Annotated in this window: 15 protein-coding genes; 10 read left to right on the forward strand and 5 right to left on the reverse strand. The window is 55.6% G+C overall.

Annotation, left to right across the window (positions count from 1 at the left end; translation table 11 throughout):
• Positions 1 to 8: 8 nt before the first annotated feature.
• Together ALMA_RS03265 and ALMA_RS03270 are read right to left on the reverse strand one after the other, a co-directional pair.
• Positions 9 to 1,262 carry an ROK family protein gene (locus tag ALMA_RS03265; RefSeq protein WP_094726349.1) on the reverse strand — a complete coding sequence of 418 codons (1,254 nt, stop codon included), beginning with the start codon at positions 1,260 to 1,262 and terminating at the stop codon, positions 9 to 11.
• The gene (locus tag ALMA_RS03270; RefSeq protein ID WP_094726350.1) at positions 1,249 to 2,715 is read right to left on the reverse strand and encodes a glycosyltransferase family protein; all 1,467 of its coding nucleotides are present in this window, start codon (positions 2,713 to 2,715) and stop codon (positions 1,249 to 1,251) included. Before ALMA_RS03270 ends, ALMA_RS03265 begins: the two co-directional genes overlap by 14 nt.
• A 253-nt stretch (positions 2,716 to 2,968) precedes the next feature.
• Here ALMA_RS03270 and ALMA_RS03275 point away from each other — a divergent pair, with 253 nt between their 5' ends.
• The 6 genes from ALMA_RS03275 (at position 2,969) to ALMA_RS03300 (ending at position 11,289) form a co-directional block, all read left to right on the forward strand.
• Positions 2,969 to 4,276 (forward strand): ABC transporter substrate-binding protein, encoded by a 1,308-nt coding sequence (locus ALMA_RS03275; RefSeq protein ID WP_094726351.1) that lies wholly within the window; start codon positions 2,969 to 2,971, stop codon positions 4,274 to 4,276.
• Between the two features lie 199 nt (positions 4,277 to 4,475).
• On the forward strand, positions 4,476 to 5,420 hold the full coding sequence (locus tag ALMA_RS03280; protein WP_094726352.1) for a carbohydrate ABC transporter permease: 945 nt from the start codon (positions 4,476 to 4,478) through the stop codon (positions 5,418 to 5,420).
• Positions 5,417 to 6,388, forward strand: coding sequence for a carbohydrate ABC transporter permease (locus ALMA_RS03285; RefSeq protein ID WP_086107029.1), 972 nt, complete (start codon positions 5,417 to 5,419; stop codon positions 6,386 to 6,388). The genes ALMA_RS03280 and ALMA_RS03285 overlap by 4 nt, the downstream gene beginning before the upstream one ends.
• A 25-nt stretch (positions 6,389 to 6,413) precedes the next feature.
• Positions 6,414 to 8,585, forward strand: a complete 2,172-nt coding sequence (gene gnpA, locus ALMA_RS03290; RefSeq protein ID WP_094726353.1) for a 1,3-beta-galactosyl-N-acetylhexosamine phosphorylase — start codon at positions 6,414 to 6,416, stop codon at positions 8,583 to 8,585.
• A 104-nt stretch (positions 8,586 to 8,689) separates the two neighbouring features.
• Positions 8,690 to 9,781 carry a phosphotransferase enzyme family protein gene (locus ALMA_RS03295; RefSeq protein ID WP_094726354.1) on the forward strand — a complete coding sequence of 364 codons (1,092 nt, stop codon included), beginning with the start codon at positions 8,690 to 8,692 and terminating at the stop codon, positions 9,779 to 9,781.
• Entirely contained in the window at positions 9,781 to 11,289 is a 1,509-nt protein-coding gene (locus tag ALMA_RS03300; RefSeq protein WP_094726629.1) for a galactose-1-phosphate uridylyltransferase, read from the forward strand. The genes ALMA_RS03295 and ALMA_RS03300 overlap by 1 nt, the downstream gene beginning before the upstream one ends.
• Positions 11,290 to 11,403: 114 nt before the next feature.
• On the opposite strand, the gene ALMA_RS03305 is transcribed toward ALMA_RS03300, so the two are convergent.
• The 3 genes from ALMA_RS03305 to ALMA_RS03315 all read right to left on the reverse strand — a co-directional run bounded on the left by ALMA_RS03305 (position 11,404) and on the right by ALMA_RS03315 (position 14,310).
• Positions 11,404 to 11,973: an NADPH-dependent F420 reductase gene (locus tag ALMA_RS03305; protein ID WP_086107032.1), complete on the reverse strand. Its 570-nt coding sequence runs from the start codon at positions 11,971 to 11,973 to the stop codon at positions 11,404 to 11,406.
• A 169-nt stretch (positions 11,974 to 12,142) separates the two neighbouring features.
• On the reverse strand, positions 12,143 to 13,624 hold the full coding sequence (locus tag ALMA_RS03310) for an MATE family efflux transporter (protein WP_094726355.1): 1,482 nt from the start codon (positions 13,622 to 13,624) through the stop codon (positions 12,143 to 12,145).
• Positions 13,625 to 13,650: 26 nt separating this feature from the next.
• Complete coding sequence (locus ALMA_RS03315; RefSeq protein ID WP_094726356.1) at positions 13,651 to 14,310, reverse strand: TetR/AcrR family transcriptional regulator; 660 nt, start codon at positions 14,308 to 14,310, stop codon at positions 13,651 to 13,653.
• A gap of 288 nt (positions 14,311 to 14,598) precedes the next feature.
• Between ALMA_RS03315 and rpoB the strand changes: the two genes are divergently transcribed.
• From rpoB to ALMA_RS03335, 4 genes are all read left to right on the forward strand, one after another.
• On the forward strand, positions 14,599 to 18,171 hold the full coding sequence (rpoB, locus tag ALMA_RS03320) for a DNA-directed RNA polymerase subunit beta (RefSeq protein ID WP_094726357.1): 3,573 nt from the start codon (positions 14,599 to 14,601) through the stop codon (positions 18,169 to 18,171).
• A gap of 180 nt (positions 18,172 to 18,351) precedes the next feature.
• Positions 18,352 to 22,401 carry a DNA-directed RNA polymerase subunit beta' gene (locus tag ALMA_RS03325; RefSeq protein WP_086107036.1) on the forward strand — a complete coding sequence of 1,350 codons (4,050 nt, stop codon included), beginning with the start codon at positions 18,352 to 18,354 and terminating at the stop codon, positions 22,399 to 22,401.
• Positions 22,402 to 22,600: 199 nt separating this feature from the next.
• Complete coding sequence (locus ALMA_RS03330; RefSeq protein WP_094726358.1) at positions 22,601 to 23,539, forward strand: magnesium transporter CorA family protein; 939 nt, start codon at positions 22,601 to 22,603, stop codon at positions 23,537 to 23,539.
• 52 nt (positions 23,540 to 23,591) lie between these two features.
• The gene (locus tag ALMA_RS03335) at positions 23,592 to 24,530 is read left to right on the forward strand and encodes a transporter substrate-binding domain-containing protein (RefSeq protein WP_158520640.1); all 939 of its coding nucleotides are present in this window, start codon (positions 23,592 to 23,594) and stop codon (positions 24,528 to 24,530) included.
• Positions 24,531 to 24,664: the final 134 nt, after the last annotated feature.

Consider the following 24,664-nt stretch of genomic DNA (forward strand, 5'->3'; position numbering starts at 1 on the left):
GCACACGACTAAATGGCGCGCAGAACGTGCTGTAGAACGCACGTCGTCTCGCCCTGCATAACGATGTTATCGCCGAACTCGCAGCGCCGTACGCGGACAGGGCGCGGCTGTACTACGGACATGGTGCGTTCGTTCACTACCTCGGATGCGCGGTCGATGAGCGTGTCGTTCACGATGTCTGCCGGGCCGTAGATGGCGATGTCCGTCACATCGAGCAGGCTCACGGACATGGACAGCGCTTTTCCGAGCTTTTCACCCGCGTCGCGCAGTATATCGGAGCGCCCATCCGTATCCCCGGCGGAAAGATCGCCGAAACGCGCGCGTAGTGCAGGCACGCACAGCGAGGCCTCGAGACAGCCGTGCTTGCCGCAGACGCACGGCGTGTCGTCATCGTCGATAATCGTGTGACCTATCTCACCTGCAGCGTTATTCGTGCCGGAGACGATGCTGCCATTAATGAGGACGCCCGCTCCGATGCCCATCGATATCTGGATGAAGATGAGGTTCGGCTCGCCGTCGCCGAAGAAACGTTCGGCGAGCAGTGCGCAGTTAGCGTCATTATCGACGGTGCACGGCAGGTTAAAGGTCTCCTGAATAATGCTCGCCAGCGGCACGTTATTCCAGTCGAGGTTACGCGAGTCGATGACAGTGCCTGTACTGTCTACCACGCCGGGCACAGCGATGCCTATGCCAAATATCTTTCCTGGAGCCTTACTGATGACTTTGCGGCACAGCTCGACCACGATATCCACATCTACATCCTTCGGAGAGGCTATGGATATCTCGGCGCGTGCGAGAATCTGACCAGCGAGATTCGAAACGACACCCTGGATGACAAACTCCTGAGACAGGTCCAGCGAGATGATGTTCCAGTAGTTTGTATCTATCTCTATCTGGGTGCCGCGCTTACCGCGCCGTCCTGGCACGCTTTCCGTGCTTCGACCATTCTCTGTGAGAATGTGCTCGTCGATCATGGAAGCTACCACTTCCGACACCGATGCGCGCGAAAGGCCTATGCGGCGGCTCACCTGTGCGCGGGAGAGTGCCCCATGCGGGAACAGGATGTTAAAGATGGCTATGCGGTTATTAATACGCACATCCGTAGGATCGGCCTTCATGCCTTCCGTCTCGAGGACGGAGGAGAAGCCGAAGCCATTCGCGCTGGCAGAAGTGCCAGTGGAGTGTAGCTCGCCCATACCAGGCGGGCCGACCAAAGCACCCTCTTCTGCGGCTTCGCGCAGAAGAACGTCATCTTCTTTCATAATTACCCTCTTCGTCTGGTTTACTTATAAAACCCTGGAATCGGTTACGAGACCAGGTGATGTCCGAACCGTCCGGGTGCCACAGGTAATCATAGGGCATTCGGGCGTCGTTGACAAAAATATTCTCCTCGATGCGCGCCACGCCGTCAGCACGGTGGGTGCGTAAAGGCTCGCAGTCGTCCGCCAGAATGAATACGTTATGGTGGACGTACGCATCTGGATTTCGCGGTATATCTATGGCTCCCACATGGTCATGGTAGGCCACGTTATGATAGAACTGCGAGTTCACTGCTTTTTCATTGCAAAACATTACAGTTCCCCCTGAATTTCCGGAGGAGTAGTTATAGCGGTATACAGTGCCGTCGCCGAAATCCGCGTCCCACGCCTGGCCGTCGCCATTTCCGCAGTCCGCATTCAGCGTGTCGTACGCTTCGTTATATTCAAAGAGAGCGTCCTTACATCGCCACGGCCAGATGGCGGCTGCTACTTTATCGTTCTGAGTGGCGGTATAGACAGTGTCACAGATGTCTCGCGCGGCACGTCTCGAGACGTTCGCGCGGATATACGGCGTGTCGCAGTACATGACGGTGATGGCATCTCCGCCCGCGTCTTCTACCACGTTCTCTTCTATCCGTACGTTCGTCGCGCCATACGTCTGAAGAGTTTCGTGGTCCATTCGTCCATCACCATAATCAAACACATTCGTCCACTGACTTGTAGCGGCGTCGCGCTCGCCGTGGTCGATGTAATTCAGATATGCGGTATATCCCACGGCTATGCCCCAGCGACGTGTGCGCTGGACAGTGCAGTGGGTGATGCGGATGTCATCGAAGCGCGCGATGTTTGTCAGGACAGTGTCTGGATCGCTCGGGAAGTGGGCTATGGCGTAGATGCCGCCGTTTGCCATGTGTTTGTTATAGACATTCCCCTCCACGTCATGGACATGAACCCGGTCGATGTGCACGTGGCGCATGGTGCCACCATCCTGAGCTATAAGAGCTATGCCCGTGCGGTCCATGGCCTCGATGGCGTTATAGGGGCGGCCGTCTGTCGGCTCGCAGGAATTCGCTATGTCGAGGAGACTTATCTCGATGTAGCTGCAGTCTTTCAGCAGGAGAGTGGTGGAGACATTTCCACAGTACTTATGAGGAGCGCCACCGATGGGTGCTCCGTAGTTTTCGAACCAGATGCCATCTCCACGTGCGTCGATGCGCGGCAGAGGAAGGTCTGGGTCTCCGTACTCTGAGATGATGACCGGCGTGTCGCTCGTTCCTGCCACGCCAGATAAGTGCAGGAACTGACCTGTAAAGTCACTTCCGCGCTCGAGGAGGATGGCATCTCCTGGCTGGAGCGACACGCCGGTGATCTGGGATAGAGAAGACCACGGCGTGTCGTGATGTGTTCCAGCTGAGGAGTCATTCCCATGCAGCGTCGAAAAGTAATAGGTCGTCATCGTCCTTGCTTTCTGTAGGGTCTGCACACGCTGAATACGCCGGCAGATAAGGTAAGTTCGTACGGTGTGTGGAGAAATTCGCAGACGGCGCGAGATTTCTCCGCGATATGTACTCTAGTTTACTCCATTTTTGGTGAAAAGACTAGAAGAAAAGGATAATTGTTCGACACCTTGACAAATTATTTTTTTCTATGGTATAGTCATACACAAGTCGTCGCGAGGGCGCGGCTACCGTCCCGAAGGAGGGAAAGGAATGAACACAAGAGGAAAGCACCTCGTCGCAGGTGTAGCATCACTGGCAGTCATGGCTCTGGCTCTGGCAGGCTGCGGATCTACGTCCGCATCCTCTTCCAGTGGTTCTAAGGATGAGAAGGTAGAAATCACGTATCTGCACCGTCTGCCAGATAAGGAAGGCATGACGAAGGTAGATGAAATCGTGAAGAAGTGGAACGCTGCGAACCCGAACATTCAGGTGAAGGCTACGAAGTATGCCGGCGAAGCGTCGAACATGATGAAGAAGCTCGAAGCAGATGTGAAGGCTGGTACGGCTCCAGATCTCGCACAGCTCGGCTATGCAGAAGTGCCAGAAGCATTCACGAAGGGTGTCCTCGAAGACGTGACTGCAGAAGCGGACCAGTATAAGAAGGACTTCTCTGCTGGTGCATACAGCCTCATGCAGCTGAATGGTAAGACCTTCGGTCTGCCACAGGATGGCGGTCCACTGGTGTACTACTATAACGAAGCTGCATTCAAGGAGCTGGGCATCGATGTGCCGAAGACTCAGGATGAGCTTCTCGCATCCGCGCAGAAGGCAGCTGCTGCTGGAAAGTACATCATGTCTTTCCAGGCTGATGAAGCCGGTAACATGCTCACTGGTCTTGCTGGTGCATCCTCGCCATGGTATACCGTCAAGAGCGATAAGTGGAACGTGAACACGAACACGGATGGTTCGAAGGCTGTGGCAGATGTCTTCCAGAAGATGATCGATGCGAAGAGCGCTTTCGTGAATCCTCGCTGGGAGCCGAGCTTCGATGCAGCTCTGAAGGATGGTAAGCTCATCGGTACTGTAGGTGCTGCATGGGAAGCTCCACTCATCATGGATTCCGCTGGTGGTGGCGAGAGCACCTGGAAGGTAGCTCAGCTGGGTGACTGGTTCGGTAACAAGGGTAAGACTGGTCCAGACGGTGGTTCTGGTGTCGTAGCTCTGAAGGGCACGAAGCATAAGGCGGAAGCCATGAAGTTCCTCGACTGGTTTAACACTCAGGTGGAAGACCTCACTACGCAGGGTCTCATCGTCTCGGCTACTACTGCTACCGCGAAGACTCCAGATGCATGGTCGAAGTTCTACGGTGGCCAGGATGTGATGAAGGAGCTCGTCGCTGCGAATAATAACATGGGCGACTTTAACTTCATCCCAGGCTACTCGGCTGTCGGTGCTGCTATGAAGGAGACTGCTGCGAAGGCTGCAGATGGCTCTGGTAAGGTAGCAGACATCTTCTCCGTGGCTCAGACCACATCTGTGGACACGCTGAAGAACCTGAAGCTGTCCGTCGCTGAGTAAGCAGTGCGCTGAGCGCGCACATACTCCATAAGTCAAAAGCCCGTAGACCCTCTCAGTGCCCCAGGGCCAGCAGGAGAGATATACTCCTCGCTCGAGAAGAGTCTACGGGCTTTTTCCACATGAGACATACTGAAGCACGTGGACGTGCTTCGATGCAGAGTATATATACCAGTATTTTCCCCTTGTGAGGTAAATCATCATGACCGCACAAAAACATACACAGAAAAAGGTGCGTGGCTTCTCTACCAAGCGCCAGAACATCACAGGATGGGCATTTATGACGCCATTCGCCGTCCTGTTTAGTTTCGTCTTTATCCTGCCTATAGGCTGGGCTATTTACTCGAGCTTCTTCCGTGAGATATCCGAAGGCGGTGGAGCTTACGGTGGAGGTGAGCTCGTTCATAAATTCGTCGGACTCGATAACTTCATTTACGCTGCTACGTCGGATAAATTCTGGACGGGTGTGGGACGCGTGGTTCTTTACACTGTCATCCAGGTGCCTTTTATGATTATCTCGGCACTGGCTCTGGCCATGCTTATCGACTCATACATCGTGAAGCACGTGACGGGCTTTAGGCTCGGTTACTTCCTGCCTTTCGCTATACCAGGAGTCGTGGCGTCCCTCATCTGGGTCTATCTGTATAACGGGCAGATTTCTCCTATCGCGAAGGGGCTGGCAGCTCTGGGCATTCCCGTGAACTTCTACTCAGGGAACATCGTCCTGCTGTCTATGGCGAACATCACCACCTGGACGTACACAGGATATAACATGCTCATCTTCCTCGCGGCGCTTCAGGCCATTCCACATGACCTGTATGAGGCTGCACGCATCGATGGAGCGAATGGCTTCCAGATAGCCATGCAGGTGAAGCTTCCGAGCGTACGCGGTGCTGCGCTTCTGGCCATGCTGCTGTCCATCGTGGGCACCATACAGCTCTTTAACGAGCCGCAGATCATGCAGATAGCCGACCCGGGTATCTCGAAATCCTACACGCCGATGATGATGGCACTGAACACTTCGCAGGGAAGTATCACTCCGAGCGGGGATGGGCCGGCTTCGGCTATAGCTATAGTGATGGCTATAATCGCTGGACTTCTCGCTATGGTCTACATTATGGCGGAACGAAAGGTGAATGAATCATGAGTACCGTACAGAATGCACAGATGACAGATAAGCAGCGCGCTCGTGAGCAGGCCCGTGCTCGCCGTAAGGCAGAACGCATTCGTGCGAAGGCGGCTCATGACCTTCCGCGCTCTATGCAGCCGTCGAAGCCAGTGGTGGGACTGACCTGGATTATCCTCGTCTTCGCTCTGCTGTACTTCCTTTTCCCTATCTACTGGGCAGTAATAGCCTCGACGAAGAGTCCGTCAGAACTCGTGAGTACGAACGGACTATGGTTCGCTGTGGGTCCGGGAGAGATAGCGAATGCCGTGGCGAAGAATTATGCATCCTTGCTCGGCTGGACACAGAACCGTTTCTGGCAGTGGGTGCTGAACTCCTTTATTTATTCAGGAGTTTCAGCAGCAGTGGGGACGGTCATCGCGGTGATGGCGGGATATGCTACCGCGAAGTTCGACTTTAGGGGGAAGGGCGTGGCCATAGGCATCGTCATGGGGTGCATGCTCATGCCAGCGGCTCTCCTGACCATTCCACAGTACTCCATCTTCCACTCTCTGCACTTAACGAATACGGTACTCTCAGTCATCATTCCATGCTCTGTTTCACCGTTTGGCTTCTTCCTCGGGCGCGTATATGCGCAGAGCTCTGTACCGAATGAGCTGCTCGAAGCTGCACGCATCGATGGAGCAGGCGAGGCGCGTATCTTCTTTACGATGGTTCTGCGCCTGCTCTCGCCAGCTATGGTGACCATCTTCCTCTTCCTCTTCGTAGGGGCCTGGAATAACTTCCTTCTGCCGCTGATGATGCTCACGGATGAAAGCCTGAAGCCTATCACACTGGGGCTGTACGGTATGGCATCTCTCGCTACCTTTAACGAAAAGGGTGCGCTCATGATGGGTGCGCTGCTCGGCGTGCTTCCGCTCATCGTGCTCTTCCTGGGACTGCAGCGCTACTGGCAGTCGGGACTTTCGGCTGGTGCAGTGAAGGAATAAGGAATTTTATATAAAGGAGATATACATGACTACCACAGGTCGCTTTACTATCCCGAGCGAGGAGAACTACGCGAAGGAGACGGGAGAATTGGCAGAACTCTGGGGAGCAGATGCCGTACGAAACAGTGACGGCACGCACCTAGACGCGGACGTTCTCGCACTCGGAAAGAAGATATACAGCGCGTACTTCCCGACGCGTGCCCATAACGAGTGGATCAGCCTGCATATGGACGAAACACCGCAAGTCTACCTGCTGACGAACCGTATCCTCGCGGAAAGCACGAGCGTGGATATCGCGCTTATGGAAAGCTTCTACGAGGAGCAGCTCAGCGTGAACTATGACGTGGATCCGCACCGCTACTGGGAAGTCATCGACCGCACGACGGGCGAAGTCGTGGCGCCGGAGCTGTGGAGCGTGAACGTGGAGGATGGCACGGTGCACGTGGATGAGGTCACGCCGATGCATGAATACACGGTGTCCTTCCTCGCGTACATTATCTGGGATCCGGTGGAGATGTATAATCACCTCACGAATGATTGGGGGGATAAGGAACACGAGATTCCATTCGACATCTACCATGAGAAGACGCGCGAATTCGTCTTCGAGACTTTCCATCAGTGGCTTAAGGATAATCCGCAGACGGATGTGGTGCGCTTTACCACCTTCTTCTACCAGTTCACGCTGCTCTTCGATAACAAGCACCGGGAAAAGGTGGTGGACTGGTTTGGCTCGGCGTGCACTGTCTCTCCGAAGGCTCTGGACGACTTCGAGGCACAGTATGGTTACCGTCTGCGTCCAGAAGACTTCATAGACATGGGCAGCTATAACTCTGCGTGGCGTATCCCGCGCAAGCCTCAGCGTGACTGGAATGACTTCCTGACCACCTTCGTGCGTGCGAATGTGAAGCGTCTCGTTCAGGATACGCATGCGCATGGAAAAGAAGCCATGATGTTCCTGGGCGACCAGTGGATAGGAACCGAGCCGTATAAGAAGGGCTTCGAGGAGCTCGAGCTCGACGCCGTCGTGGGGTCGGTGGGAGATGGAACCACGCTGCGCATGATAGCGGATATCCCAGGCGTGCGTTATACAGAAGGACGCTTCCTGCCGTACTTCTTCCCGGATACCTTCTATGAGGGGAATGATCCGAGCATCGAGGGGCTGGATAACTGGCGTAAGGCGCGCCGCGCTATCCTGAGGAGCCCTATCTCGCGCATGGGATATGGCGGCTACCTGTCTCTGGCGAATAAGTTCCCGAAGTTTGTGGATACCGTCACACACATCGCAGACGAATTCCGCACGCTCCACGAGTATACGAACGGTGCTGCTGCTGAGCCAGCTCTGACGGTAGCTCTCGTGAACTGCTGGGGCGCGCAGCGCTCATGGATGGCCTTCACTGTGGCGCATGCTCTGCCAAATAAGCAGACGCATTCGTACTATGGCATTCTCGAAGCGCTCTCGGGCATGCGTGTGAACGTGCGCTTCATCAGCTTCGAGGATATCCTCGAGCATGGCATCGACGAGGATATCGACGTGCTTATTAACGGCGGTCCAGTGGATACTGCTTTCTCGGGTGGAGACGTGTGGGAGAATCCTCGCCTCGTGGAAATCATCCGCGCATGGGTACGCGCTGGTGGTGCCTTCGTGGGCGTGGGTGAACCATCCTCGGTGAACCGTCAGGGGCGCTTCTTCCAGCTGGCTGATGTGCTCGGTGTAGATGAAGAACGCTTCCATACGCTCAGTGTGGATAAGTACTTCCCTCAGACGACGCCGCGCAGCGAGCACTTCATCACGCGTGATGTTCCAGAAGACTATGAGATAGACTTCGGCGAGCCTATTTTAAACACGTATCCTATCCATGAAGGCGTGACGGTGCTCAGTGCTCGCGGGGGAGAAGTGCAGCTGGTGGCGAACGAATATGGCGCTGGTCGCGGAGTGTACATCTCGGGCCTGCCATACTGCGCACTGAATGCTCGTCTGCTCGAGCGTGTGCTCTTCTATGCAAGCCATAATGAGGAGAAGTATGACGCGTGGAGCTCCACGAATCCGGAGTGCGAAGTAGCGCACTATCCAGAGGCGAAGCTCTTCTGTGTGATTAATAACACCGACCGCGCGCAGGCCACGGATGTGCGCCGGGCTGATGGTACGGTGGAGAGCTTCGAACTCGAACCGAGCGCTATGGTGTGGAGACACGAGTAGGCGCGGTGAGACGCGGATAGATGAAGCGCGGTGGCGGCGAGACACAGATGACTCGCCGCCACCGGGCGAAAATTGAGACAAGCAGAAGAAAAAGGAGACGTACGATGTCGAATCATTCAGAAATCTCACAGGAGACGCTACGCAGCGTGCTCGCGCAGTTCGCGCTCGAGGGGGACGTGCTCAGCGTGGAGCCGTACGGAAGTGGGCATATAAACGTCACGTATCTCGTGGTCACGAGCGCGCGGCGCTATATCCTCCAGTGCATGAACACGAGCATCTTCCCGGATACGGAAAATCTTATGCGGAACATCGAGCTCGTCACGAGCTTCCTCGCGGAGCGCGGAAAAGGGACGCTCAGCCTCGTACGCACGCACGATGGGCGCACGTATGTAGAGGACGGCGGTGAACCGTTCCGTGTGTACGATTTCATCGAGGATACGATGTCCTATGATCAGTCTCCGAGCCCAGAGGTTTTCGGTATGGCGGGCGAGGCATTCGGCGTCTTCCAGAAGGATCTTGCGCAGTTTGACGCAGGTCTGCTGAGTGAAACCATCGCACACTTCCACGACACGCCGGCGCGTTTCGAGCAGTTCCGTGCGGCTCTCGAGGCTGATCCGCTCGGACGTGCAGCGGGTGTGCAGGAGGAGATAGACTTCTTCCTCGCGCGCCGCGAGCGTTACGGCATCGTCATGGATGAGCTCGCCTCGGGTGCGCTGCCGCTGCGCGTGACACATAATGATACGAAGCTGAATAACATTCTTTTCGACGCGTCCACGCATGAGCCACGTGCCATCATCGACCTCGATACGGTCATGCCGGGCTCTCTGCTTTTCGATTTCGGCGACTGCATTCGTTTCGGCGCGTCCACAGCTCTCGAGGATGAGAAGGATCTGTCCCTCGTTCATTTCTCGCTCGAGCTTTTCGAGGCGTATACGCGCGGTTTCGTGGGAGCGCTGCGCGCGGACATTACCGAGCGGGAGGCGGAGCTTCTCGCTTTCTCTGGTCAACTCATGACGGCCGAGTGCGGTATGCGTTTCCTTGCTGATTATCTGGCTGGAGACGTCTACTTCGCGACGAAGTATCCGGAGCATAACCTCGTGCGCGCTCGCACGCAGATTCAGCTCGTGCGCGAGATGGAAGAGCAGCAGGAAGCTGCTGATGCGCTTGTACGTGCGGTGATGGAGGAGACGGCATGATGGAGAACGCGTGTGATGCTGCCTGCCGTGACATCGACGCGCTGCTCGAGTGCGCTATAGATCAGCTCGAGCTTGATCCGCTTGATGTGGATTATGCGCGTAATCAGCTGATGGAGCTGCTGGATATACGTCAATTTTCCCCTTCTGGAGCCCTCGATGGGACCGGGGAGATGGACGTGTCGTCGGCCCTCGTCGCTCTGGTGGGTGATGCACTCGAGGCGGGACTCGTGGCTGAGGACGATGTGGCGAGCTTTGCAGACCGTGTGCTGAATGTGCTCAGTCCATCACCAGCTCTCGTGACAGCGTACTTCGAGCAGATAGAGCGCGAAGACTCGTCCATCGATGCGATGAACTGGCTGTATGATCTGTGTGCGGCGAACGGCAGTGTGCACAGGAAGCAGCTGGAGACGAATCCGCACTTCGAATCCCATGGGCTCGTGGTGACCATTAATACGGCGAAGCCTGAGTTTAAAAATATGAAAAAAGCTGCCGCGGGGAACGCTGGAGCTGGGGGATACCCCCAGTGCGTTATCTGTCATGAGAATGAAGGCTTTGCGGGAGCGGGTGGTGCTGGTAAGCGCACGCTGCGCACCATTCCTGTGGAGCTCGGTGGGCGCGACTGGTTCTGGCAGTTCTCTCCATACGGGTACTTCTACCAGCATGGCATCTGTGTGAACGCTCAGCACACGCCGATGAAGGTGGATAAAGAGACCATGGGGAATCTCCTCGACTTCGTGGACCGATTCCCGGGATACTTCATCGGGTGTAATGCTGCGCTCGCGCGCATAGGAGGATCCATTCTCGCGCATGACCACTACCAGGGTGGCGGTCAGCTTCTCCCTATGCACACAGCTCGAGTGCTGCGCGCATACCGCGTGGATGGATATGAGGATGTGACACTCGAAGTGCTCGACTGGCCGGGAAGCGCCGTGCGCGTGGTCTCACGCCTGCGCTCAGAAGTGCTCGAAGTAAGTGAACTCCTGCGCGCTGCGTGGGCAGTCTATGAGAATGATGCCTTCCATATCCACCCGTATGACGAGTCGGGAGCTCGACAGTCCTCGCTCTCGCCAAGTGTCATCGTGACGGACCGAGGCTACGAGATGAGTCTCATCTTCCGGAATAACGCGGTGAGTGACGAGTATCCTGATGGCATCTTCCATGCGCATCCCCAGTACTATCCGGTCAAGCAAGAGCCGATAGGGCTCATCGAAGCACAGGGACTTTTCATCCTGCCGGGGCGTCTGGTGGGACAGCTCGCTGTGCTGGAGGAGGCGCTCGTACGAGGCGATGATGCTGTGCCTGAGGAGATAGCTGAGTTTGCTCCACAGTGGGAGGAGCTCGTGGAGACTTTGGAGGAACGTGACCGTGACACGGTGCGTGCCGCTATCCGAGAGGAGCTGGGAAGTGTCTGCTACCGTATCCTCGAGAATACGTCCGTCTTCCCGACGAAGGAGGATCTAGCGAACTTCGTGGGGAGTGTGGAGGGCATAGAACTCGAGAAGCTCTAGCCTGCGGGATGCAGAAAACTGAGGGGTGAGATGGGTCGTGCGGCCTGTCTCACCCCTCAGCGAATGGGGGCAGGATTTATCCTGCCCCCATTTACGTGAGAAAGAGAGAAATTTTTACAGAGCTGCGAAGCCACCCATCCAGGTGATCTGCTCGCGGATAGCGAGAGTGATCTGCAGAAAGCCGAATGCTTCGAGTTCACGAGAGCGCTTCAGAGCGCCAGCGTCGATGGTCTTCAGGCCACCAGCCTGGATGAGCTCAGCGAGGCGAGTCTTCGCTGCCTCGTCATCCGAAGCGATTTGCACGGTGGTGGTAGCAGAATCTGCGACCTTCTTCGAAGCGAGAGTAGCGGCGAAGGTGGTGTTAAAAGCCTTCACTACCGTGGTATCTGGAACGAGCTTCTGGATCTCTTCAGCGGCAGAGCTGTCAGCTGGAGTGACCTGGCTGTCCATGGTGGAGAAGTCCACCGGGTTCGAGATATCGACGAGGATCTTACCCTTCAGTGCATCCTTATAGTTCGCGATGATGGACTCTGCGGCTGCGTATGGGGTAGCCAGTACGACGATGTCGCTGAGCTCGGCGTCGGTTTCCTTACCGACGAAGTTTACGGTGTTACCGCCATCGGTGAAGATGCTGGCGATAGCCTTACCCATGGTACCCTGACCGAAGATAGTGATGTTAGCCACGAGAGGACTCCTTTACTGTAGAGAATAATTCCGTGATGTATCCGAAACGATTACATCGTGATGTAAGTAATCTTATTACAGCTTTTTGCCGTCTGCGGAGGATTATGCTCAGAGCGAATAGAGGACCGCGAAGGAGGTGGAAGAATTGACAGAAAAAGCAGCAGAAAGCTTATTTTTTCAGGCCGCGTGGCGTATCCAAACGCTTCAGCCACACCTCGCTCTTCACGCGCCACAGGAACAGCGCGCCGCACACCCACCACTGAATAACTGAAGCCAGCCAGTACCCGTTAATACCCATGAACGGGCAGAAGATAATGGACAGCGGCACGCGGATGGCCCAAATGGTACCCGCGGTGAAAATACTCGACGCCAGCGTATCTCCCGCACCGCGCAAAGCTGCAGATGCGACGATGGATGCCGCGAAGAACGGCTCAGCGATAGCGCCTATGCGCAGCGCCGCGCCACCCATATCCTGAATAACAGGGTCGGGGGAGAGCATGCTGATCATCTGAGGGGCGAAAATGAACATGAGGATACCAGCGGTGGTCATGGTGGCCATGCCGAGTGCGATGGACAGCCAGACGAAACGCCGTGCCATGCGCTTTTGCTTCGCGCCGACGGACTGTCCCACGATGGTGGTGGCAGCAGAACCGATGCCGAAGCCTGGCTGATAGCAGATGCTCTCGGCGGTCACAGCGAACGCATTTGCGGCGATAGCCGTGGTGCCCAGAGGAGAAATAATGCGCGTGCTGACCACCTGAGCGCTATTCGTCACGGCGTTTTCGATGGCCACAGGTGTGCTGATTTTTACCGCGGTCATGACGATGATACGACTAAACCGCAGATGCTCTCCACGGCGGCGGCGCAGAACAGTGGAATGTACCAGCATAAACCACAGATAGATGCCAGCCCCTACAGCTTCGGCGAGCGCTGTACCGAGGGATGCTCCCGCCACGCCGAGGTTAGCGCCAGGCCAGGCCATGGAAAAAAGCCCAAGGACAGAATAGGTGGTCGGAGGAAAGATGAGAAGAGAATTAAAAAAGACGTCGCAGATGCACATGATGATGCTGACGAGACTCGGAAGCTTCATATTCCCCGAACTCTGGACCATGGAACTTCCCATGGAGGTCATCTGCAGAGCGAAAAGCGACACGCCGAAGATAGCGAGATATGCCGTCGATCCCGCGCGCACGTCTGGCGCTCCGCCCAGCCATGTCGGCAGAACGAAGGCGAGCGCCACGGTAATGATGGCCAGCACTCCAGAAAAGAGCAGTCCCACGATGAGACCCTGCTTCATGATGCTTCGTGCAGCCTTCTGGTCGCGCGAGCCGAATCGCTGTGCCATCTGGACGGCGAAGCCTGCGGTCAGCGCAGTGCACAGTCCATTAAACAGCCACGTTACGGGGGAGATGAGCCCGATGGATGCCGAGGCTGTGGTGCTTAAGTGTCCCACCATGGCAGCGTCGATGTACTGCATAATGATGTAAGACAGCTGGGCTGCGATGGTAGGTAAGGACAGCAGAACGACCAGTAAGATGCTGCGGCGTATGCTCAGGGTATCGCCGGACTGAAGCTGGTGGAGAAGTTCAGCTGATTTCGGGAACGACTTCAGGGGTGACTTCGGAAAGGGCCGCGGGGATTTTATTCTCATAGCGATATTCTAGAGTACCAGAAACGCTAGCCCGCGCTGCTGCTGTCTGAATCTGAAGGAGCGGTCGATGGGGTAGCCGGCGCGAAGTAAGTGGCGATGGCTGCATCCTGGTCTGGTTCGTATGGTGCGCGCAGGTCTGCTATGCCGTGCTCGATGAGTCGTCCGAGGAGTGTGATGGCTTGAGACATGGGGACTTTCTTTCCGGACAGTGCCCAGCGCCGCCACACGTTCACGGAGGAGTAGACGACGAAGGTGTTTATAAGCTCCTGCTCGGCTGGTGTAAAGTTTCGGTACGGGTTATAGATGCTGCGGCTGATGAGCGTGTTCTGGGCGATGATGTCGTCTGCCATGCGCCGCGTATGTGGGCTCGTAAAGATATGCTCGATGGTGGGCGTGGAGGTATAGTACTCGAACATAATGCGCGAGAGATCATAGTAGTCGAACGGTCTCGGCAGTGCGGTCAGATGGCTCGTCATGTCATCAGAGATGATGCGCACGCATTCGGCATAGACGTCCTCGATGCTCGAGTAGTGCGGGTAGAACGTCTTGCGGTGGATGCGTGCATGTGCTGTCAGTTCTGCCACGGTGATGCGTTCAGGAGATGTGGTGAGGATGAGCTGCGTGTACGCGTACTGGATGGCGGCATGCGTGCGCTGCCAGCGTGGGGAGTGAGTCTGTTCGGCCATATGGTCAATTTTACCGGTGTCGTGGCTGATGACTCCAGCGGAGGACAAGCGAAAATGGACATTCAGAAAGTATGAAGGAAAGCGCAAAAGCGACACGCCGCGTAAAAAAGCGGAAAAACGGGCGAAAAAACTTGACTTCGGAATGAATCCTGCGTAAAATGGTTAAGTTAAAACTTGTGTCATATTGCGGGCATGGGCGTCACAGCGAACGATGCAGGTGTATATAGCGGCTCCGAGCATCGCGCTGATACTAGGAAATATTATACAGCGAATGGTAAGGAATTCCCCTTGGCTGCTACACATAGCAATAGTGCGACGGCAGTAATAGCACGCGCAGATGAGCATGATATCAAGCTGCGTAAGGCTACTGACCGCGTAAACTTTGGCTCCATCCGTGAGCCTATCGAAGTGCCAGATCTCCTCGGCGTACAGACAGACAGCTTTGACTGGCTGATCGGTAACGAACGCTGGAAGGCACGTGTCGCAGAAGATGAGAAGAACGGCACATTCACCGTTCCTCGTACTTCTGGCTTAGAAGAAGTATTCAGCGAAATCTCGCCTATCGAGAACTTCGCGCAGACCATGTCTCTGACATTCTCTGACCCTTACTTCGAGTATCCACGTCACAGCGTGCAGGAATGCAAGGAAAAGGATTATACCTATTCTGCACCTCTGTACGTAAACGCAGAATTCACGAACTACGACACTGGTGAAATCAAGTCCCAGACGGTCTTCATGGGAGACTTCCCACTGCAGACTCCTCACGGTACGTTCATCATCGGTGGCACGGAGCGTGTTATCGTCTCTCAGCTCGTGCGTTCTCCTGGTGTGTACTTCGACCGCCAGGCTGTACAGGCTTCTGATAAGGAAGTCTTCGGCGCAAAGATAATCCCTAGTCGTGGTGCATGGCTTGAGTTCGAAATCGATAAGAAGGACGTCCTTGGCGTACGCATCGACCGTAAGCGTAAGCAGTCTGCCATCGTCTTCCTGAAGGCCATCGGCATGACGGATTCCGAGATAGCGGAAGCATTTAAGGACTACCCACTGGTCATGCAGGCTCTGCAGGAAGATACCACGGTAGACCAGGATGCCGCTCTCGTGGACCTCTACCACAAGATTCGTCCGAACGACGCTGCTACAGCAGATGCAGGACGTAATCTTCTGGACTCCTTCTACTTTAATACGAAGCGTTATGACCTCGCGCGCGTGGGGCGCTATAAGATAAATCACAAGCTGGGCCTCGAAGCGGATGTAAACGACCGCTCCCTGTCTCGCGAAGACATTATCGCCACCATTAAGTATCTCGTGAGCCTGCACTCTGGTGCGGCTACCTTCCCAGGTATGCGTAACGGCGAAGCTGTAGAACTGCGCGTGGATGTGGATGATATCGATCACTTCGGTAACCGCCGTATCCGCCAGGTCGGTGAGCTCGTTCAGAACCAGCTGCGTACGGGTCTGTCCCGTATGGAGCGCGTGGTTCGTGAGCGCATGACCACTCAGGATGCTGAAGCCATCACTCCACAGTCTCTGCTGAACATCCGTCCAGTGGCTGCAGCGATTAAGGAGTTCTTCGGAACGTCTCAGCTGTCCCAGTTCATGGATCAGAATAACCCACTGGCAGGCGTGACGAATAAGCGTCGTCTGTCCGCTCTGGGTCCTGGCGGTCTGTCCCGTGACCGTGCATCCATGGAAGTGCGAGACGTACACCAGTCTCACTTCGGCCGTATGTGCCCTATCGAGTCTCCTGAAGGACCAAACATCGGTCTGATCGGCTCGCTGGCTACCTTCGGTCGCGTGAACCCATTCGGCTTCATCGAGACTCCATACCGTAAGGTCGTCGATGGTCAGGTGACGAATGATGTGGTCTACATGACCGCAGACCAGGAGTCCGAGCACTTCATCGCACAGGCGAACCAGAAGCTCGATGCAGACGGCCGCTTCCTGACGAAGGAAGCACTCGTCCGCGATGCGAATGCTGAAGCAGAGGATGTGCCAGTATCCCAGGTGGATTACATGGACGTCTCTCCTCGTCAGATGGTCTCCGTGGGTGCTTCGCTCATCCCATTCCTCGAGCACGATGAGGGTCACCGCGCACTTATGGGCGCGAACATGCAGCGTCAGGCTGTGCCACTGATCAAGTCCGAGCGCCCACTGGTCGGTACTGGTACTGAGTGGCGTGCAGCTGTGGACTCGGGTGACGTGGTGAAGGCGGAGAAGGATGGCGTGGTTATCTACGTCTCCGGTGACATGATTCGCACGCTGAACGATGACGGCACGCAGTCGTCCTACAAGATAGTGAAGTTCCAGCGCTCGAACCAGACCACCTGCTATAACCAGGTCCCACTCGTAAATGAGGGTGACCGCGTGGAAGCTGGCTCTGTTCTGGCTGACGGTCCTGCGACCGACCAGGGTGAGCTCGCACTGGGTAAGAACCTGCTCGTGGCTTTCATGCCATGGAACGGCTATAACTACGAAGATGCTATCATCATCTCGCAGCGCCTCGTCCAGGATGACACCCTGTCCTCCATCCATATCGAAGAGTATGAGATCGATGCCCGTGAGACGAAGCTCGGTGCAGAAGAAATTACGCGCGACCTGCCAAACGTGGGTGAAGACGCTCTGGCGAACCTCGACGACCGCGGTATCATCCGCATCGGTGCTGAGGTAGAGCCAGGAGACATCCTCGTGGGTAAGGTCACTCCGAAGGGTGAGACCGAGCTGACTCCTGAAGAGCGCCTGCTGCGTGCTATCTTCGGTGAGAAGAGCCGCGAAGTGCGTGACACCTCGCTGCGCGTACCTCACGGTGAGACTGGTACCGTTATCGGTATTAAGGAACTCAGCCGTGAAGATGCTGAAGAGGATGGCGACGAGCTTCCTACCGGCGTAAACCACATGATTCGCGTGTACATCGCTCAGCATCGTAAGATCACGCAGGGTGATAAGCTCGCAGGTCGCCACGGTAATAAGGGTGTCATCTCGCGCATTCTGCCAGAAGAAGACATGCCGTTCCTCGCAGACGGTACTCCAGTGGACATCATGCTGAACCCACTGGGTGTGCCTTCGCGAATGAACGTGGGTCAGGTTCTCGAGTTCCATCTCGGATGGATCGCGAAGTCTGGCTGGGATATCTCCCTCGATCCTAACCTGGAGGCAGAGTGGAAGAAGTACATCCCAGAAGGTGCTGAGAAGGGTGCTCCTGGCACTCCAGTAGCTACCCCAGTCTTCGATGGTGTGAAGCCAGACGTCCTGAACGGTCTGCTCTCCACCACGCTGCCGAACCGCGACGGCGACCACATGGTGGGCGCAAACGGTAAGGCTCAGCTCTTCGACGGCCGCACGGGTGAACCATTCGGTAAGCCTATTTCCGTGGGATACATGTACATGCTGAAGCTGCACCACCTCGTGGATGATAAGATCCACGCGCGCTCCACAGGTCCATACTCCATGATTACTCAGCAGCCTCTGGGCGGTAAGGCACAGTTCGGTGGACAGCGCTTCGGTGAGATGGAAGTGTGGGCACTGGAAGCATACGGTGCCGCACATACCCTGCATGAGATGATGACCGTGAAGTCTGATGACGTGGACGGCCGCGTACGCGTGTATGGCGCCATCGTGAAGGGTGATAACCTGCCATCTGCTGGTATCCCAGAATCCTTCAAGGTTCTGCTTAAGGAAATGCAGTCCCTGTCCCTGAATGTGGAAGTGCTGAACGCCGAAGGCGTGGCCATCGACATGAAGGAAGAGGACAGCGACCCGGTATCCGCTACTGATGATCTCGGCTTTAACATAGGCACGCGTCCAGATGCGTCTGCAGGCTACGAAGAGCCGGCAGCTGCACCTGTGACCGAGTTCCAGGCCTAAGGTCAATTCTTCCTCCTCCTGGCGCAGATCACGCGCGAGGAGTGGAGAAATAAGCTTTACTCGGTTGCTTCCGCGTCCTACGCGGACCTCGAACGAGGACGCCGCACGCGGAAAGCAGCCGGGTGATGCACTCAGCAGATATAAGTAGACGTAACAGGAACGAACAAGACAGGATATTAAATGCTGGACGTAAATGCATTTGATCAAGTACGAATCGGTTTAGCGACCGCTGACGAGATTCGTGGCTGGTCTCATGGCGAAGTGAAGAAGCCAGAGACCATTAACTACCGTACCCTCAAGCCAGAGAAGGACGGCCTGTTCGGTGAGCAGATCTTCGGACCTACTCGCGACTGGGAGTGCGCATGCGGTAAGTATAAGCGCGTGCGCTTTAAGGGCATCGTGTGCGAACGATGCGGTGTGGAAGTAACCCGTTCTCGCGTACGCCGCGAGCGCATGGGCCACATCGAGCTGGCTGCACCAGTAACCCACATCTGGTTCTTTAAGGGCGTGCCATCGCGCCTCGGCTACCTTCTGGATATGTCTCCGAAGGACCTGGAAAAGGTCATCTACTTCGCAGCATACATGGTCACGAAGGTAGATGAAAAGACCCGTCAGCAGGATATGCCAGACCTGACCGACGAGTTCGAAGTGGAGATCAAGCGTCTCGAACAGCGTCGCGACATCGAGCTGAATGCTCGCGCGAAGAAGCTGGAAGAGGACGTGGCAGAAATCGAAGCTGAAGGTGGAAAGTCCCCAGCGAAGGCGAAGCTTCGCAGCAGCGCTGAGCGCGAACTGCGCAGCATTCGTCAGAAGTATGATGACGAGATCGCTCGTCTGACTGCTGTCTGGGATAAGTTCATCAGCCTCAAGCCTGGTGACATGGAAGGCGACGTGGACCTGTGGCGAGAGATGGAAGATCGCTACGGTGACTACTTCGAAGGCTGCATGGGCGCGGAAGCTATCCGTCAGCGCCTTCTGGACTTCGACCTGAATGCTGCGACTGAAGAGCTGCAGGATGCCATCGCTACCGGTACCGGTCAGCGTAAGGCTCGCGCTCTGAAGCGTCTGAAGGTCGTACGCTCCTTCGTAGAGACCGGTAAGTCCCCAGCCGCTATGGTTCTGGACGTTATCCCAGTAATCCCTCCAGACCTGCGTCCTATGGTGCAGCTGGATGGTGGCCGCTTCGCTACCTCGGATCTGAACGACCTCTACCGTCGTGTGATTAACCGTAATAACCGCCTGAAGCGTCTCATCGAGCTCGGTGCTCCAGAGATTATGCTGAATAACGAAAAGCGCATGCTTCAGGAGGCAGTGGACTCCCTGTTCGATAATGGCCGTCGTGGTCGCCCAGTTACGGGTGCGTCGAACCGCCCTCTGAAGTCTCTCTCGGACATGCTCAAGGGTAAGCAGGGTCGTTTCCGCCAGAACCTTCTGGGTAAGCGCGTAGACTACTCGGGCCGTTCCGTGATCGTGGTGGGCCCATCCCTGCGCATGCACCAGTGTGGTCTGCCGAAGTCCATGGCTCTGGAACTCTTTAAGCCATTCGTTATCAAGCGTCTGGTGGATAAGGGATACTCCCAGAACATGAAGAGCGCGAAGCGCCTCGTGGACCGTGGTGACGTGGCAGTGTGGGATGTGCTCGAAGAGGTTATCGCTGAGCATCCAGTACTGCTGAACCGTGCACCTACGCTGCACCGCCTGGGTATTCAGGCCTTCGAGCCAGTGCTCGTCGAAGGTAAGGCTATCCATCTGCCGCCACTGGCCTGCGCAGCATTTAACGCAGACTTCGATGGTGACCAGATGGCAGTACACCTGCCGCTGTCCGCTGAAGCTCAGGCAGAAGCACGCTCGCTCATGATGGGTTCGGATAACATCCTGAAGCCTGCAGATGGACACACCGTGACCATGCCTTCCCAGGATATGATCATCGGTCTGTTCTACCTGTCCACCGTGGTCAAGGGCGCGAAGGGTCAGGGACGTGTCTTCGGTTCTATGGCTGAAGCGCGCATGGCTCTGGACCTCCACGAGATAGACATGCAGGCAGAAATCCTCATCCGCCAGCCAGAAGACTTCGTTCTTCCGACGAACTGGGAGCCTCGTGAGATAGAGATCCTCGACCCAGTCGAGGGTGGCGTGACCACGGCGAAGGAAGAGCGTTTCGCAGATGGTTCTGTGCTCTTCGCTACTTCGTATGGTCGTATGCTCTTTAACGAGACCCTGCCAGTGGACTACCCATTTGTGAACGAACAGGTCGCGAAGGGTAAGCTCTCGGGCATCGTGGATGACATCGCAGCACGCTACTCCACCCAGCAGGTGGCAGCGACGCTGGATGCGCTCAAGGATCTCGGCTTCACTCGAGCACCTTGGTCTGGTGTGACCATGGCCTTCTCTGATATCGTGGCTCCAAGTAACCACCAGGAGATAGTCTCCTCCTACGAAGAGCAGGCTCGTAAGGTAAACGACCAGTTCGAGCTCGGTCTTCTGACGGAAGAAGAGCGTAAGCAGGAGCTCATTAACCTGTGGACTGAGTGCACCGATAAGGTGGCTGAGGCTATGCAGGAGAACTTCCACGACGATAATAACGTGAACATCATGGTTCAGTCTGGTGCTCGCGGTAACTGGATGCAGATTCGCCAGATCGCCGGTATGCGCGGCCTCGTGGCAGATCCTAAGGGTGAGACCATCGCCCGCCCAGTGAAGTCGAACTACCGTGATGGCCTGTCCGTGCTCGAGTACTTCATCTCCCAGCACGGTGCACGTAAGGGTCTGGCGGATACCGCACTGCGTACTGCAGAGTCTGGTTACCTGACTCGTCGTCTCGTGGATGTGTCTCAGGACGTCATCGTTCGTTCGCTCGACTGCGGCACCCGTAAGGGTCTGCCTATGCAGATAGCTGAGCGCGATGCTGAGGGTAACCTCGTACTCGTAAAGAATGCGGATGGTGGCCCATACTCGCGTATCCTCGCAGCTGATGTGGTGGACCCTGCAGATGGTCAGACCGTTCTGTATAAGCGTGGCGATGCTCTGTCCATGGATGTCCTGCGTGACCTCGTGGCTCACGGTGTGGAGACTGTCTCCGGACGCTCCGTACTGACCTGCGAGTCTACGGATGGCGTGTGCGCGATGTGCTACGGCTGGTCCCTGGCCACGAATCGTCTCGTGGACATCGGCGAAGCTGTGGGTATCGTGGCAGCACAGTCCATCGGTGAGCCTGGTACGCAGCTGACACTGCGTTCCTTCCACTCCGGTGGTGTGGCATCTGCTTCGGATATTACGCAGGGTCTTCCTCGTGTGGCTGAGCTTTTCGAAGCGCGTAACCCTAAGGGTGAAGCTCCTATCGCTTCCGACGCTGGTACCGTGCGCATCGAAGATAATGAGACTGGTCGTAAGATTATCCTCACTCCAGATAATGGCTCGGACGTGGTGGAGTACCCAGTATCTCGCCGTAATCCTGTCATCGTTCAGGATGGACAGCACGTGGAAGCTGGTGCTCAGCTGACTGAAGGTTCTGTCGATCCTAAGAAGATTACGGACATCCTCGGCGCTCGTGCTGGTCAGGTATCCATCGTGGAAGGCGTGCACGACGTGTACCGCAGCCAGGGTGTGGATATCCACGATAAGCACATCGAGGTAATCGTGCACCAGATGCTGCGTCGTGTCACCGTCATCGAGTCTGGCGACACGAAGTACCTTCCAGGTGAGCTGGTAGACCAGCAGATCTTCCGCGCAGCAAATAAGGCTGCTGTGGCTGCTGGCCAGAAGCCTGCTACGGGTCGTCCAGTGCTCATGGGTATCACGAAGGCATCTCTGGCCACCGAGTCCTGGCTGTCTGCGGCATCCTTCCAGGAGACCACACGTGTTCTCACGGAAGCAGCACTGAGCCAGAAGATCGATGATCTGAAGGGTCTGAAGGAGAACGTGATCATCGGTAAGCTCATCCCAGCTGGTACCGGTTTGTCGCGTTACCGTAATGTGACCGTGGAGCCAGATAAGGCCATCCGCGACACCATCTATCCAAGCTTCGGCCTGGATGCAGATATGGGTGCGGACTTCTCTGGCCTGGGTGACGCGGACTTCTCCGATGTGGACTTCGAGTCCCTGGACTTCGGTGACCTCAACCTCGGACAGGACATGAACCCGGATGACTTCCTGGGTGATTCTGATTCGAACTTCGGCGGTCTTGGAGACCTCGGAAGCCTCGATCTCGGGGATAACTCGGCTGAGGCATAAAGCGTCTGGCTGATGTGCTGAAAAGCGTTCAGGAGCGTGCTGCGTGCGAATGCGCAGCACGCTCCTTTTTTATTTATCGGCGCGTCACGAACTTCCCTACAGTAGCGTACAGTAGTAGAAGCGGAAAAATTGGACTGCGACACAGCAGAACGATACATGCGCGAAACGGTGGATGAAGAGCGGATAGGGGTGATGAGTTATGATGCGTATATTTAGTACTGTAAACGGCCGAACCGAGCAGATATCTCACCCCGAACGCGGATCGTGGGTAAACCTCACAAAGCCTACTGACGCGGAACTGGCAGAAGTAGCAGATAAATGCAAGATAGACCTCGCAGACCTGCGCGCACCGCTTGATGATGAAGAGCGCTCGCGCGTGGATGTGGAAGAAACGTATACCATGGTCATCGTGGATATTCCTACGGTAGAAGAGCGCGGTGGGCGAGACTGGTATGAGACTATCCCACTGTCCATCATCGTCACGGATGAACTCATCGTTACCGTGTGTATGGAAGATACGCTGCTGTTGCATCCGTTTATGGATGGCACTATCCGCGGATTTAATACGTTTATGCGCTCACGCTTCATTCTGCAGGTGCTGTACCGGAATGCATCGCTGTATCTGCGCTATCTGCGTATCATCGACCGGGAGAGCGATAAGCTGGAAAACCGTCTGCAGCACTCGACGGCGAACCGTGAGATTCTGCTGCTCATGGAGCTGTCGAAGTCTTTGGTGTACTTTACGACTTCGCTGAAGTCGAATGAAGTGGTGCTCGAAAAGCTGACGAATCTACAGCGCTTCCGCTATTACGAAGATGATGCGGACCTGCTGGAAGACGTTATTACGGAGAATAAGCAGGCTATCGAGATGGCGAGCATCTACCAGTCCGTTCTACAGGGCATGACCGAAGCGTTTGGAACCATCGTGTCGAATAATGTGAATAATGTCATGAAGATTTTTACCATTATCTCGCTCGTCATGGCTATTCCGACGATGATTTTCTCGCTGTACGGTATGAACTTCGTGGATATGCCGTTGACGAGTTCGCCGTGGGGCTTCTGGATAGCCATCGCGCTGTCCGTCTTCCTGTCCGTGCTCGCTGCGTGGATTTTCACACGATCGAATCGCTTTAAGTAGAGATATGTAGGGATATAGAGAGATATGTTCAGTCGAGATGGGGTGTGAGCGTATGACTCGTACACGGCAGACTCATGTACGGCAGACTATGCAGAAGCCTCTATTTTTCAGTGCTCTCGTGCTCATGCTTGTCTCGCTCATTCTCCTCGGAGGATGCAGCGTGCAGCAAGCTCAGGTTAGTGACGTCGTAGGTCCTACTATAAACATAGGAGTCGCTTTCGATCAGCCGGGAATGAGCTTTTCACAGCGAGGAGTCGATGCTACACGTAGTGGGGGTCATGGTGTGAGTGGATTCCATGCGGACATCGCGCGAGAATTAGCGCTCGACCTCGGATACTCGGAGCGTCAGATAAACTGGGTGGACGTGACTGACCAGAACCAGAATCTCCTTTTTTCCACAGGGAAAGTGGATATGGTAGTGGGCGTATCCCAGTATTCGCAGACCTCTGCTGGGGAAGGGGAGCATGCGGTAGAGTTTTCCGGGCCTTACCTTACAGCGCCTCTGGGTATTATGGTTAGCCCTGCATCCGAGGATTTAGCTACCCTCGAATCTTTACGGAGTAAGCGTGTCTGCACCGTGCGAGGCGAATATCCTGATGCAGCCACAGCCACGAGTGTCCAGGAGCTTAGTCACCAGACAGCACAGAACTTCGAGCAGGATACCTACAGCCAGTGCATGGCAGCACTCGGGACTGGAACAGTGGATGCTGTGGTGGGCAGTGAGATAGTACTCGAGCAGTTCGCCCACTCCATTCAAGGACAGAGTTTTCGTCTGCACGAGGTGGAGAATGCTACTCTTTCCTACGGTGTGAGTGTGCCGCAGGGCGATGTACGCCTGTGGGCGAAGATACAGAATAAACTGCGAGATCTTGTCTCGAAAGGACAGTGGACGCGTTTCTTCTCCGAACTGCAGAAAGATACGTCGAGCGCTACCATCCGTCAGATGAAAGCTCCGCAGATTTCAGAACCACCACGTGAGAAATACGACTAAAATATACCTCTAAAGTCCACGTGACCGTCGATAATCGGAGTAGTTTTGCTTCCATAAGCTCGTGTAGAAGCTTACGAAAGACCTCAAGAAATCCTCTACGGATAGGATGCAGCCAGCTGGTGAAAACTGTGCTC

Origin of the sequence: Alloscardovia macacae (assembly GCF_002259705.1) — a bacterium.
GTDB classification, from domain to species: Bacteria; Actinomycetota; Actinomycetes; order Actinomycetales; family Bifidobacteriaceae; genus Alloscardovia; species Alloscardovia macacae.

What these genes read in the sequence shown, in the direction of transcription:
- ALMA_RS03265 (WP_094726349.1), bottom strand. Translation starts at nt 1,262, where the DNA reads ATGAAAGAAGATGACGTTCTTCTGCGCGAAGCCGCAGAAGAGGGTGCT.
- ALMA_RS03270 (WP_094726350.1), bottom strand. Translation starts at nt 2,715, where the DNA reads ATGACGACCTATTACTTTTCGACGCTGCATGGGAATGACTCCTCAGCT.
- ALMA_RS03275 (WP_094726351.1), top strand. Translation starts at nt 2,969, where the DNA reads ATGAACACAAGAGGAAAGCACCTCGTCGCAGGTGTAGCATCACTGGCA.
- ALMA_RS03280 (WP_094726352.1), top strand. Translation starts at nt 4,476, where the DNA reads ATGACCGCACAAAAACATACACAGAAAAAGGTGCGTGGCTTCTCTACC.
- ALMA_RS03285 (WP_086107029.1), top strand. Translation starts at nt 5,417, where the DNA reads ATGAGTACCGTACAGAATGCACAGATGACAGATAAGCAGCGCGCTCGT.
- gnpA (WP_094726353.1), top strand. Translation starts at nt 6,414, where the DNA reads ATGACTACCACAGGTCGCTTTACTATCCCGAGCGAGGAGAACTACGCG.
- ALMA_RS03295 (WP_094726354.1), top strand. Translation starts at nt 8,690, where the DNA reads ATGTCGAATCATTCAGAAATCTCACAGGAGACGCTACGCAGCGTGCTC.
- ALMA_RS03300 (WP_094726629.1), top strand. Translation starts at nt 9,781, where the DNA reads ATGGAGAACGCGTGTGATGCTGCCTGCCGTGACATCGACGCGCTGCTC.
- ALMA_RS03310 (WP_094726355.1), bottom strand. Translation starts at nt 13,624, where the DNA reads ATGAGAATAAAATCCCCGCGGCCCTTTCCGAAGTCACCCCTGAAGTCG.
- ALMA_RS03315 (WP_094726356.1), bottom strand. Translation starts at nt 14,310, where the DNA reads ATGGCCGAACAGACTCACTCCCCACGCTGGCAGCGCACGCATGCCGCC.
- ALMA_RS03325 (WP_086107036.1), top strand. Translation starts at nt 18,352, where the DNA reads ATGCTGGACGTAAATGCATTTGATCAAGTACGAATCGGTTTAGCGACC.
- ALMA_RS03330 (WP_094726358.1), top strand. Translation starts at nt 22,601, where the DNA reads ATGATGCGTATATTTAGTACTGTAAACGGCCGAACCGAGCAGATATCT.
- ALMA_RS03335 (WP_158520640.1), top strand. Translation starts at nt 23,592, where the DNA reads ATGACTCGTACACGGCAGACTCATGTACGGCAGACTATGCAGAAGCCT.